Below are 13,313 nucleotides of genomic sequence, written 5' to 3' on the forward strand. Positions count from 1 at the left end.
CGCCCGTCCGCACCGTCACGGACCCGGCCTGGACGTCTTCGTCGCGTACCTCAAGTCGGCCACCACCGCGTGACGCAGCGGGCTCTCGGCCGGGGCGCGTCCAGCGCCCGGTCGGAAGCCCGCTCACGGACAGGGTTCAGGGAATGTCGTACTGCAGCGTGCGCGCGTCCGAGCCGGAGGCGGCGCGCACCCGGTAAACGTACTAACCGACGTTGCCGCCGTCGGGGCCGTCGAGGCGGCCCGGTGGGTGTCTGAGCCGCCGGTGAAGCAGTCGACCGAAAGGTGATCGACCGGCCGGGGCGGCGCCCTGGCTACCTCTCGGTGCCCAGGCGGCCTTCGAGGACGGTCCTGGTGATCAGCGGGCGGCCCCACAAGGCGAGGAGTTCGTTGGCGAGCGCCATGATCGGGAGGGGGTGCCGTTCGCCCTGCACCTCGATGGCGGCGGCCGAAAGCCCCCGCGGGACGGCGTCGGCGTCAAGGAGGACGCGCCATTCCTCGGGCCCGAGCTCCAAGTACTCAAGGCCGGTCAGATGGGCAATCTCCAGGGGATCGGCGAGCGCACCCGGGTAGGCGCTGAGGGTCCGCAGGCGGGGCAGACCGACGAGCGGCTCGAGGCTGAGCGGCTCGCCCTCCCATACGCCGATGCCGAGCACCTCCAGATCGGGGTGCGCGGCGGCCTCCACGCTGTTCAGGCTTCGGACATTCACCCGGGCCACCACCGGCGGATGGTCCCAGGCACGTCCCGAGTACCAGCGGTTGCGGCGGTTCACCACCATGTCGGTCAGGGAGTCGGCGCGCAGTTCGGCACCGATGTTCCGCTCGTGGTCGAGCATGATGATCTGCCCGACGTGTCCGGTCGGCCCCGGTGTCAGATCGACCGCCACCCGGTCGCCTCCACCGCTGTCGCCGAAGACTATCCAGCCGGGAGAGCCGACCAGATCCTGCACCGCAGCGTCCGGAGCCGTGGCTACCGCGTCCATCGCCGCGAACCGCCAGGGAGAGGGGCGGGACTTCACATCCGCGACATACAGCCGGTCCAGCGAGAAGAGCTCGCAGCCGACCGCGTCGGCGATGCGCTCCATCGCCTCGTAGGCTCCCGCCCCGTCCTCCCACCGCCCATGTGTCACCCGGTAGAGCACCTTGAGCTCCTCGGGCAGCGCGATGCCGAGGCGCGCCTCCGCCTCGGCGATCTCTGCCTCGGTCGCTCCGATGGCGTCGGGCATCCGCTCCCGGAGGGTCCGCTCCAGCAGCGCCAGATCCACCGACGGCGACGGCCCCGTGGCGGGCGCCGGTTCGGGAAGGCGGCGCCAGGGCTCGGGGACGGCTCCCTCGACCAGGAGCAGCGCACCCAGGTAGGGACTGACAAAGCCCGGCTCCACGGCCGGACCCGCGTCGAACACGCTCAGCACAGTCTTCCCGTCCGGTGCGCTCTCCACCATGAAAGAGACGTCGCCCACGCCGTCGGCCTTGAGCGCGCTCTGCACGCGCTCCACTGCGGTGAACTCGTCCTGCATGTCCTCGACCTGGGCGGCCCGTCCCGGCAGGGGGAGAGGCTGCTGCACGGGCACACTCCAGCCGCCGTGCCCGATCTGGCCCGTCACATGGCCGCCCGGCACGGCAAGCTGCTCCGCGTTGGAGGACTGCACGAGCCGCAGCAACGGCTCCCAGGTCGCGAAGTCATGCCTCCAGGGCATCGGTGTCCTCCGGTTGTTCGGTTGATCGCAAGGAACGTGCGCATCAGGCAAGGCGCCGATCTCGGCGGGTCGAACGGGCGCGGCTCAGTCGCGTGTGTTGCCCTGCAGCCGGCGTTGCAGGAAGGTGGCAAAGGTCTCGTCCTCCGGGCAGATGAGAGCGGAGCCGTCCGGCTCGATGTAGCCGACGCGCCAGTCCTGAGGATCGTCCTTGGCAGTGAGCCAACCGGCCGCTCGGCCCTCCACCTCTCCCCACTGCAGGAACCGCCGATCCTCGGTCAGCCGGCGTAGCGCCGGGGCCGCCCGGCTCGCTGCACTGTCGCCGCCGGTGTGCACGACGGAAAACACCCGCACCCCCGCGATGACCCCGCCGGGGAATTCCTTCATGACCGCCACGTAGTCCTCCGGAAGCCTGTCGCACGAGTCGCTGGCAGCCCGGTCCACAAGCTCTTCCGCATACTGCCGGATGCCCGGAACACCGATACTCCGCACCATCGTGACGATGTGTTCCACTGCCCCGATGTCCCGCTTCGCCAGGGTCATGGCCGTCTCACGCATGTCGTCGTAGACATCCCAGTAGGAGCCCGATTCGAACTGCTCATCGGTCTCGAAGTCGGGAACTCCTTCGGCGCGCCCGAGAAGAGCCCGCACGATGAATTCGGATGCGGAGAACGGAAGGTCCACCCAGACCTGGAAATCCGATTCGGTGAGAACGGTCGTCCAATTCTCGGTGTCCGGGTCGGTGGTGTCCCACATCAGCACACCATCACGTGCGGTGCGGCCCCACGGAACCATCCCGCCGGGGTGAGGGAAGAAGGACAGCGGAACGTCCTGTTCGCGGGCTCGCAGGGACTCCTTCATAGCCGCGATGCGCGGCGCGGCATCCTTCGTGAATTCCTCCAGCGAACGCACTGGGAGGTAAGGGCGCGTGGGGACCACGGAGCCCGCAATCACACCCTTCTGCACCGCTTGGACCAGCAGTTCGAAGTCGGCGGGGATCACTTCCCCGTGCCCGCTGCCCTCCGGCGGAGGAGCCGGGACATCGAGACCGAGGAGTCGGATGACGTCGAGGTGGTGCATGTTTCTTCCTTTCTGATCCTCGGTCCGCATCCGGACCGCCCCTTCGGCGAGGAACGGGCCTCGCCATCTACGACAACGCCGGCGGCGGTGGGGGTGAGCGGCCGGCCGCTCACCCCCACCGCCTCAGCTGCGGCGGATCAGTCCCTCAGGAGACTCAAACTCCTGAGCTTATCAGCCGCGAGAATGTCCCCGAAGAGCTCGACACGTACATATGCACTCCAATCGGGTTCGTCCGGTTGGGAACATAGATCGGGACCGACTGATAGTAGACCCGATCGCCTGACTTGAGACGCCTCTCGATCTCGTACTCGACAGCTCGCATCGCAGTCTGATTCGCGTACTTCGTCGTGGGGACAATGTTCTCTCTACGGGAACTCCCGCCGAATTCGCGGGCAATGAGATGAGCACGGTTCCATTCGTCGGCGCTCCCCTGCAGCGACCAGCCGACCGGGTCCTGAGGCTCCCGGTTGTCCCTGGTCGCCGGCGCAGCCGGATCGAGACAGGCGAACCCGCCCGTGGCCCGGCCCTGTCCGTCCACCGGCGAATTCCACACCGTGCTCGGACCGGTGGAGTCCTGGCACTTCTTGTTCTCCTCGCCCGCCCGGTCGACCAGTTTGCGCTGAAGCGACTTGTCCGGGCTGGACTGCCCAGACGTGCCTGCCCAGATCCGGACCAGCGTCGAAATGGCCGTGCCTGTGACCGTTCCCTTGGGGCCGCTCGAGCCGCCGCCCCCGGACGGGGCGGGAGCCGGTCCAGGCGAAGGTGACGGCGTGGCCGCGTTCCGCGTCCCGCTGGACGAGCTGGACCCGGCGTCCTCCGCGGACGGCATCAGCCGGCTCAACGCCATGGCGGCGTCGTTGAGGTTGTCCTGGCCCTCCGGTGTAGCCGCGTAGAGAGACAGCCCCAGGGCCCCCGCCACCCAGTAGGCGACCGCGGGAATCGCGAACCAGTGACCGTCGATCTCGACGTTACTCACCGGGTTGCCGCCGGTGAACGCGTAGCGGTTGCCGGTGAACGGGTCGGCGCCGAGGCTCATGTCGGCGAGTGCGCCGTTGTACATGTCCCGGGTCGTGAAGCGGTTGAGACCCGGGTCGTAGTCACGGAAGCCCATGTCGTACGTGCCCGACTTGGCGTCCCAGCGCTTCGCGTTGAACCGGTAGGGGTTGTACTCCTGCTTCGTGGGGTCCGCCGCGTCCGGCTTGTCGATGCCCGTGAATTCCGACTTGTCGTCGGAACCGTAGGCCGTGTAGCCGTACGTGGCCTTGGTGTCGCCGCTCTTGTCGGTCAGGGTCTCGACGTCCGTGTGCGAGTTGTAGCCGTAGAAGCCGTCTTCGCTGGTGCCGTCGGTGTTGTGCTTGACCTGGGAAAGGCGCTCGCCCCACGGGCTGTACTGGTAGGACTTGGTGAGCTGGCCGGCGACTTCCTCGCTCAGCACCTCGCCGGACAGGCCGAGGTAGTTGAAGTCCGTCGTCTTGCCGTCGGCAGTCTTCGAGGCGGTGCGGTCGAGCGGGTCGAAGGTGTACTTCGTCGACTTCATCGCGCCCGTCCCGTCCAGCTTCTGGGACTCCACGACGTGGTCGAAGCCGTCGTACACGTTCCGGGAGATGACCTGTCCGCCGCTCGTCACCGACTGCTGGCGGCCGAACGGGTCGTAGTTGTAGGTCGCCGTCGAGCCGCTGGTGGTGGCCCTGAGCAACCGGTTCCGGTCGTACACGTAGTCGGTGGTGCCGCCCTTGACCGTCTGCCGGATGACGTTGGCGTTGTCGTCGTGGACGTAGGTGTCCGTACTCGCCCCATTGCCCGTCTTGACGGACTTGGCGAGCCGGTTGACGGGGTCGTAGGTGAAGGCCGTGGTGGAGTCGAGGTACGCCGCGTGGTTGTCGGCGTTCATCTTCTTCGCCGCGTCCTGTGCCTTGTTTCCGTTGAGGTCGTAGGCGTAGGTGTGTGAGGAGACGAGAGTTCCGGAGTCCTTCTTCTCCGTGGTCGACTTCACCTCACCGCTGAGGAAGTAGGTGTAGTCGACGGTGTTGCCGTTGGCCTTGGTCTCCTTGAGCCGCTGGCCGCGTTCGGTGAACGTGAACGACGACACCTTCGGGGACGCGTCCGTGGCGGACTTGCCGATCGAGATCTTCTTGACCAGCTCACGCAGGTCGTAGGTGTACTTGGCGTACTGGTCGGGGTGGGTGACCGTGTCCGCCTGGCCGTTCGCGTCGTAGGTGTACGACGTGACCTTCTTCTCCTGGCCCGCGAGGGCCTCGGTCACCTTCTCGACCTGGTTGAGGCCGGTGTAGGTGATCGTGTAGGCGTCGATCTTCGCACCCGACGAGGTGTCGTCGATCGAGTTCAGGTTGCCGTTGGCGTCGTAGGCGTAGGTGAAGGACTTCTTTTCGTTGTCCGTGTCACCGGACGCGTCCCGCACCAGCTTGACCGCGTCGGCGACCACGACGCCTGAACCGCTCTGCTCCAACTTGAGCTGGGCGTCATTGCCTTGCTTCAGGCTGAAGGAGCCCAGCGCAACCCAGGTGCTGGTGCCAACCGTCTGGTCCTTGGTGACGGAGGGCTGAGTCGACGTCCCCTGCGACAGCGTGTACTTCGCCGCCGTCGCCGCGCCCGTGACCCGCGGGTACTTCACGTACGCCGTGTACGTGCCGTCCTTCGGGATGTTGAGCGTCCAGGTGAAGGCGTCGGTGCCCGTGCCCGCCGCGTGGGTCCGGTGGTCGTAGCCCTGCTGGCCGGCGATGTCTCCCTTCGTCCAGGTTCCCGTGGTGGAGCTGTTCTGGATGTCGGAGTTGTCGACGAGCACGACCGACTTGCCCACCGGCACGCCGTCGTCCGACTTGTACTTGAGCTTGCCGTCGGGGTAGTACGACTGGGTCATGGTGCGGTCCGAGGAACCGCCCGCCGACGTAAGCGTGCGCGCCTTCTGCTGCCCGAGCTCGGTGTAGTCGTACGTCGTGGTGATGTCCCACGGGTCGGTGGACTTCCGCGGCCAGCCGTTGTCGAAGTACTCGAAGACGGTGTCGTTGCGGACGGTCTGGCCCTCCGACGGCGGCAGCGACTGCCGCTCCACCTGGCCCACCGCGTCGTAGACCGTCTCGGTGTAGACGTTCGGGTCGTTGTAGCGGGCGTCCGCCGGGTCGTACGGCTGGAACTGCTTGACCGGACGGTTCAGCGCGTCGTACTCGGTACGCGTGGTGAAGTCGTCCGCAGTGGCCGTCGCAGCACCCCGCGGCGAGATCACCTTGGTGGTATTGCCGACTTGGTCGTACTCGTACTTGGTGGTGCGGAACTTCTCCCCGTCGTACGGAGCCTTGACCTCGGTCTGCTTGCCCCGTTCGTCATAGGTGAGGGTCGTGGTGCTGTTCGCGGCGTCCGTGGACGTGAGGACCAGCGAGTCCTTGTCGTAGGTCCGCGAGGTGACCTTGCCTGCCGCGTCCGTGAAGGTGGTGACTCGGTGGTTCAGGTCGTACGCGATCTTGGACGTGTAGTCGGTCGTGTCGGCGGTCGCGTTCTTCTTCGGGTCGACGACCCGCACCGTGTTGCCGACGTTGTCGAACGAGTAGGAGATCCGGTCGCCCGCGGAGTTGACCACCGAGGTGAGCTGGTAGATCTCGTCGTAGTGATTCGTGGTGACGTAGTCGGTCGCGTCCGATGTCGTCAGCGCGCCCTTCGGCTCTGTGACGGTCGTGAGGTTGCCGACCTTGTCATAGGTGTAGGACGTCCTCCGCTCGGCCGAGGTCGCCGTGTCCTTGGGCGCCGTCGCCGAGCTGAGCTGATCCGCGACATCGTAGACCGCCGTCGAGACCGCACCGTTCGGCGCCGTGGACTTGATGACGTTGTCGTTGGCGTCGTACACGGGAGCCGGGGTGGTGATGAGCACACCCGCGTCCTGGTCCTTCGGAACCGAGTTCTGCTTCGGGCGGCCGAAGGTGTCATACGTCTGCGTGGTCTTCTTGCCGAGGGCGTTGGTGACCTCGGTGACCTGGCCGCGCTCGTCGTACACGAACGACGTGGACTTGTTCAGCGCGTCGGTGATCGTGGCCGGGTAACCGGTGGGGCCGAAGTCGCTGTTCGTCGTCGGGCTACCGTTGGCGTCGGTCGCCTTGGTCATCTGGCCGTGGGTGTCGTAGTCGTACGACGTCGTGTAGTCACCCGCCGTCGTGGTGGCGACGCCCTTGGGGTCGGTGACCGTCTTGAGGTTGCCGAAGGTGTCATAGCCGAACTGCCACTTGCGGCCCTCGGGTGAGGTCTTGGTGGCCAGGTCGGCGGCGAAGCCGTCGGAGCGGGTCTGGTACGTGTACTGCGAGGAGTTTGCGGGGTAGGCGCCCGGAGCGCAGTCGGCGGCAGATGGGACGCCGGCCTTGTTGTTCTCCGCGTCGCGTGACCAGAGCGGGTAGCCGGTCTTCTGGTCGTAGCAGTAGGCGGTCTTGGCCCCGTTGTCCTCTTCCAGGTAGGTGACGTTGTTGTCCGCGTCCCACGACATCCGCGTGGTCTCCGACTTGGCGTTGGTCGTCTGGACCGGGCGGCCGAAGTCGTCCGCCACGTAGTCGGTCGCGTGCGATTCGGAGTCGGTGACCCTGGTGTCGGTGAACTTGGGATTCGTGGCGTTCACGGCGTAGGCGAAGCCGGTGGTGCCCTGAAGACGGTCGGTGATCGTCTTCGTCCACCAGTGGTACTTCGGGTCGTCACCGGCCTGCGGCGCGTAGTACGCCAGGCCCGTGCCGTTGCCGCGCGGGTCGGTGGCCTTGACGAGCTTGACGTTCTTGTTCCCCTGCGTGGCGTCGTAGGTGAACGTGAAGTCCTTGGGCTGGCTGGAGCCCGGGCCGTCGGTGAACTGGCCCAGCAGGCCCTTGTCCGTGTAGTAGAAGGCGATCTTGCGGCCCGAGATGTCCGTCATGGACTTCACGTGGTCGTAGATCTTGGAGTTGGTCAGGTTCGAGTCCGTGACCTTCGCGCCCGAGTCGTCGATGTACTCGTAGGACGGGTCACCCTTCTTGTAGTACTCGACGGTGAGCGACGTGCGGCCGGCCGGGTCCGTGATGTACTTCAGGAACTTGGTCGGCTTGTTGTTGGACTTGCGCTCCTCATAGGTGAACGTCTGGGTGTTGCCGTTCTTGTCGACGGTCGACGTCATGTAGCCGTCGCAGCCGAAGAGGAAGCGGGTGCCGTCCGGGCGGGTCAGCGTCCAGGCGTCCGGGACCGGGTCCTTGGTCGGCTTGCAGTCCAGGCCCGGCTTCATCGTGACCTGGTAGTGGACGCCCGCCGGGGCCTTCCAGGTGCCGTCCTCCTGCTTACGGAAGACGTGCGATGTGCCGTCGCCGTCCGGGAGACGGATCTCCGTGGGGTTCGGATTCGGGTGGAAGTCCAGGGGCGCGCCCAGCCGGATCGGGCCGGCAGCCTGGAACGACCAGCCGTGACCGGCAACCGTGTCCGAAGTGTCCTGCGAGTTGTACGCGAACCGGGCGAAGGTGGTGAGCCCCCGCCCCGGGTTCGTGAACGCGTTGTACGACCAGACGCTGTTGCCCGACGACAGGTTGTTCATGACCGTCGACCCGGCGCCGGTGTTCTTGCCCGTGTACGAGTAGAACTTCTCCAGGCCGAGCTGGTTGGAGGTCGGGTCCTCGACCGCCACGTTCTGCTTCAGCGCCGGGATGCCGCCCGTGCCCGCCGACAGCCAGCTGCCGTCGGAGATCTTGCGGACGTCCCAGCCGAGCACGTACTCGTTGCGCTTGTTGCCCGAGTCCGAGTTGATCGGGGTGGCGACCTGCGCCTGGATGGTGGCCGACTTGCCCGGCAGCAGGGCCGGGATCGGGGTCTCCAGCTGGTTGCCGCCGGTGGTGACGTCCGTGCCATCGGGAAGCTTCCAGGTGTAGGACAGCTCCCGCTCGCCCGCTGCCCACGCCGAGGACGTGGTGTTGGTGACCGTGAAGTCCACCGTGTAGGTGGAGTTCGGGGTCATCCGGGACGGGGTGGTGGGGGCGTAGTACGTCGAGGAGGTGGTCGAGTCGACGTAGATGACCTGCATATACGGGCGCAACTGCGGGTCGGCGGCCTCCGCCGACAGGAACAGGCTGCGCTCCTGCGGGCCGGTGGTGGACTCGTCCTTCAGCTTGACCGCGACGCCCTTGTTGCCGGCCGGGTTCTTCACCCAGTTCTGCATCAGGCTGGTGGCGTCCCACCAGTGCCGGCCGACGTCCGCCATGTCCGCCACGGTGTCGGAGACGGCGGCGTTCATGTCACCGCCCGGGCTGGTCCAAGGGGTGGTGGAGGTCGCGTTGTTCCAGGTAGCGCCGGTCTCCGCGAAGTCTCGTGTCAGAGCATGGAGTTCGTAGATCGCTCCGTTACTGCCCGTTGTGGTCTCGGCGCCCCACATGTACATCCGGTTGTCGAGCACCGTGGCGGTGGCCGGGATGTCGCTGGTGGGGAATTTCAGCACGGCACGGGTCTTGCCGTAGGTGCCGGAGTTGTTGCCGACGCTCAGCCACTTCTGGCCGACGTCCCAGGACTGGATGGTGTCCTGATTGGTGGTCGGCTGGGCGGAGGAGAGGGTGGTGTCAGTGACGCCGCCCTGGCTGCCCTGGATGATCTTCATCGTCCGGCCGGCCTTGGGGATGCCCACGACGCGGGTCGGCGATCCGAGCAGATCGCCGTCCTCGGTCTTGACCGCGATCTGGTAGTAGTACGACTTCCCGATCTCGCTGGACGACGAGTCGGGGGTGGGCACCGCGGTGGTGTCGGTGTACGCGGTGGCCGTCTTGCCGATCGGTGCGATCAGTGTCGCCGCGGAGGGCGTGAAGTCCTGCTGCGTGGAGCGGTGCAGCTGGTACTCGACGATGTCCGCGCCCGTGTCCCCGGCGGTGTTCTTGTACGCCGGCCAGTGCAGCTCGGGGCCGGTGGAGTGCACCACGGTCGGCGAGTCGAGCACGGTGCCGACGCGGCCCCAGGTGACGTTCAGCCGCGGAATGCTTGAGGTCTCGCCGCCGTAGTAGCCGTCACCGGCCTCGTAGCGGGGGCCGCCGAGCGGCCCGGTGGACGACTCGTCCTTCGCCTTCAGGATGAAGCCGTGGTTCGCGGTGCCGTCGACCCACTTCTGCACCGTGTCGGCGACCGGGAACTCGTGCCACTGGTTGTACTCGCCCTTGTTCTTGACGATCTGGGCGGGGTTCACCAGGCGGACGGCGTCCGCGATGACGGAGGTCGAGGCGGAGGCCGGTCCGTCGCCGAGGACGATCTTGCCGACGGTGCCCTTGTCGAACGGCAGCTGCGTGCCGCCGTTCAGCGAGGTCCACACGCCGTTGGTGCCGGCGCTCTGGTCGACGGTGAAGGTCTGGGTGCCGTCCCGGTGGGTCACCGTGTACGGGGCGTTCGTCGCCCGGTCGGTGGCCGCGACGTAGTGCACGTCGACGCGGTAGGAGGCTGTGTCGGTGACCTTCGGCTGCCAGGTGTACTTGTCCCCGGCGACGGCGTCCTTGTTGTAGTGGTAGTCCTGGCCGATCGCGTACTGGGTCAGCGTCGAGCCGGAGGCGGGCCAGGTGCCGGTAGCCGCCGTCGTACCCGCGTCTCCGTCGTCGGCCTGGACGCTGGTGCCGGACAGCTCGCCCAACAGTCCTGAGGTGTTGGACCAGTTCGCCGTCGACTCGTCCCACGCGCCGGTGGCGCGGTGGGCCTCCATCGTCACATCGTTGCCATTAGTGGTGTGCGACTGGTCGAAGTAGACGCCCAGCCGCGCCCCGTCGACCTTCACGCCGGCCGGAATCTCGTCCAGCGGAAACTTCAGCAGCGAACGAGCCTGGGCCGTGCTGGAGGTCTTGCCGGCGGACAGGTTCCAGGCGGAGTTGAAGTTCACGCCCGGCTGGTCGGACAGGACCATCGTGTCCTGCGAACCGGACGGCGAGGGCGCGATGGTGATGGTCGGGTCGATGACGACCGGGTACTGGCGCTCCTTCGCCGCCAGCCACTTCGCGTCCGGCGTGACGGTGAGCTTCCAGCCGTCGCCGTCGCGGGAGAGCTTCTGGGTGACGGCGGCGCTGTACTCGTACCCGTACGGCGACGAGGCCGACTTCTTCGCGTCGGTCATGTACGGCGCCGGGATGACCAGCACCGGGGTGTTCGGCAGTTCGCCGAAGAACGCGATCGAGCCGTCCTTGCGGGCCTTGGGGCTCAGGCCCTCGGTGTTCAGGGTGAAGGTGTACTTCACCGGGCCGGCGGGCCGTTCGGCGAGGGTGATGTTCTCCTTCACCCGGCCGGGGCCGACCTGGTACGAGAGGTCGGCGCCGTTCGCCGCCCCCTTGTAGGTGACGGTAGCGCCCCTCGCCTCCGGCTTGAGACGGGCGCCCGCGCCCTCCAGCCCGAGCGTGACCGACCGGCCGCCGTCACCGGCCTCGAAGCGGAGCAGCCGGTCCGGGTCGGACCCGAACCAGCTGCGGCCGGTGTTGGCCGTGTTGGCGAACTCGAAGCCCTTGGCCTTTGTCTCCGCGACCCGGGTGTCGATGTTCTTCCAGCTCTTGGAGGCCGTGTCCTTGTACGAGGTCGGCGCGGCCGACAACTCGGCCTCGACGCGGCCGTCGGAGAGCTGCCAGAAGCGCGCCGTGGGCGTCCGGCGGGAGGTCAGTTCCTTGACCCGCTTACCCTTCAGATCGTTCTTTCCCCTGGCCAGCTTCTGTCGGTCGGCTATTCCGTGGTTGCCGTACGAGGGCGGTTCTTTGCCTTCGTTGCCGTCTCCTCCGAACCAGTCGGTGGCGGTTTCGATAATTCCCTTACCATCGTCCTTTTCTGGCTGTGGTGGCGGGGCCGCGTAAGCGACCTGCGGCAGTAGCGTGCCTGCCACCGCTGCGACCACCAGACAGGAGAGATATCTCCTGTAGGGAACCTTCACGTCATTACCTTTCGACATCGGCGGCCGACCCCCGACGAGCGCGAAACGGGCACGCCGAACGAGCCGAGCGGAGAGTTCCGGCCCGGCCTTGAGCATGGCTGTGCAGCCGCATGCGAGCAGCCGAAAGGCCGGTTCACGGGCGCGGCAGCGGATTATTGACCACTTCAGTGAAATCCCGTCAAGCCCACGGACATTCTGGGCAACCCGACCCTGAAAGGCGATGGCTTCGCCCCTTTTGTCCCGTCGCTCGCGCGGTTCTCTCCACGTGGTGTATAACCGCCCGGTTCGACTCCAGAATCGATTCGACCCACCGAAAGCCGGGACTCGTTCATGCCATCCAAGGAATCCACGGAGAGCCCAGAGCCGGAGGAAATGTCCGTCGAGACGCTTCATACGCAAGCCCCAGACGCGGAACCCGCGGATGGGGAAGCGGCGAACACGGAAACGGCAGACACCGGGACGGCGAACAAGAGCCCGGACAAGGGCACCGACGGCAGCCGGGCCGGAATGGCGATCGCCGCCGCCCTGCTGCTCGCCTGCGGCGGCCTCGTCGGCTACGGCGTGCTCGACACGGAGGAGAAGCCGAAGGCACCCACCGTGCCGACCGCCGCCGTGACGTACGAGGTCACGGGCGAGGGCCCGGTCGAGATCTCGTACCTCGGCCGCGACGAGGACGGCCAGGCGACGGTCGTCCGGGACGCCAAGCTGCCGTGGAAGCAGACCGTCCAGGTGCCGCTGGGCAAAGCCCCGACCGTGGCCATCGTCCTCGGCGAGAAGGGCGGACAGGCAGCCTGCACGCTCGCCATCCGCGGCAAGCACGCCCAAAGAGCTACGGCCATGAACGAATTCGGGCGCGCCACCTGCGCGGGCGAACTGCCCGCCACCGAAAACTGATCATCACACAGCAGCTTCACGAGGGATGGGCATGAGTCCGAGAGGGACCCGCGCGCGGCGGGCAAGCACGTCGAAGCGGACCATCTGGCTGACGGCGGGAGCCGTGGTCCTGGCCGGCACCGGTGTGACGGCCGTGACCGCCACGGGAGGCTCCGGCGACACCGGGACCGATGACAGCTCCCGACCAGCCAAGGCGCACACGCTGGCGCTGGCAGGCAAGGACGCCAAGAAGCGCGAACTGCCCCGCACTGAGACACAGCTCTTCTCACTCGTCGGCGTCTCATGGGAGAACAGCGCCGACGACTTCGAGGGCACCGCTCAGATACGCACCCGCAGCGCGGACGACGGCGCCTGGACCGACTGGCGCGATCTCGACTTCGGCATCCGGGCCCCGGAAACGAAGGAGGGCGACGCCTCAGGCGTCCGCGGCGCCTCGGAGCCGCTGTGGGTGGGGCCGTCGGACGCCGTCCAAGCACGAGTCGTGGCCGGCGGCAAGGAGACCGCGGTGCCGGACGCGCTGCGGCTCGACATGATCGACCCGGGCGAGACGAAGGGCGGCAAGGGGAACGGAAAGGGCAAGCCGTCCGCCAAGCCAGAGAAGACGGACACCGCCGCACCGAGCCCCACGGTCCCCGGCGAGGCCCCCGCGCCGAGCACCGCACCCGAACCGACCGGAATCGCCACGGAGTCGGCCGTGGCCCCGGCCACCGAACAGCCGCCCACGCCCCCGGCCCCCTCCGAGACGGCGACACAGGATCCGCCGGAGCCGGCCG

The 13,313-nt window shown here is 67.3% G+C and carries 4 protein-coding genes and 1 pseudogene; 2 read left to right on the forward strand and 3 right to left on the reverse strand.

Translation table 11 applies throughout. The annotated features are described in order from the left end of the window. Nucleotides 1-311: 311 nt before the first annotated feature. From IE140_RS00930 to IE140_RS00940, 3 genes are all read right to left on the reverse strand, one after another. Entirely contained in the window at nt 312-1,694 is a 1,383-nt protein-coding gene (locus IE140_RS00930) for an SMI1/KNR4 family protein (RefSeq protein ID WP_150195405.1), read from the reverse strand. 84 nt (nt 1,695-1,778) lie between these two features. After that, nucleotides 1,779-2,771, reverse strand: coding sequence for a hypothetical protein (locus IE140_RS00935; RefSeq protein ID WP_150195407.1), 993 nt, complete (start codon nt 2,769-2,771; stop codon nt 1,779-1,781). Nucleotides 2,772-2,925: 154 nt separating this feature from the next. Beyond that, nucleotides 2,926-11,664, reverse strand: a complete 8,739-nt coding sequence (locus tag IE140_RS00940; protein ID WP_150195409.1) for a golvesin C-terminal-like domain-containing protein — start codon at nt 11,662-11,664, stop codon at nt 2,926-2,928. Nucleotides 11,665-11,976: 312 nt separating this feature from the next. Between IE140_RS00940 and IE140_RS00945 the strand changes: the two genes are divergently transcribed. Both IE140_RS00945 and IE140_RS00950 read left to right on the forward strand, forming a co-directional pair. Further along, nucleotides 11,977-12,540, forward strand: coding sequence for an MmpS family transport accessory protein (locus IE140_RS00945; protein WP_229826658.1), 564 nt, complete (start codon nt 11,977-11,979; stop codon nt 12,538-12,540). Nucleotides 12,541-12,571: 31 nt separating this feature from the next. Next, nucleotides 12,572-13,313: pseudogene (locus IE140_RS00950) on the forward strand (hypothetical protein); the annotation flags it as partial.

Source organism: Streptomyces parvus (assembly GCF_014648875.1).
Taxonomy (GTDB): Bacteria; Actinomycetota; Actinomycetes; order Streptomycetales; family Streptomycetaceae; genus Streptomyces; species Streptomyces parvus.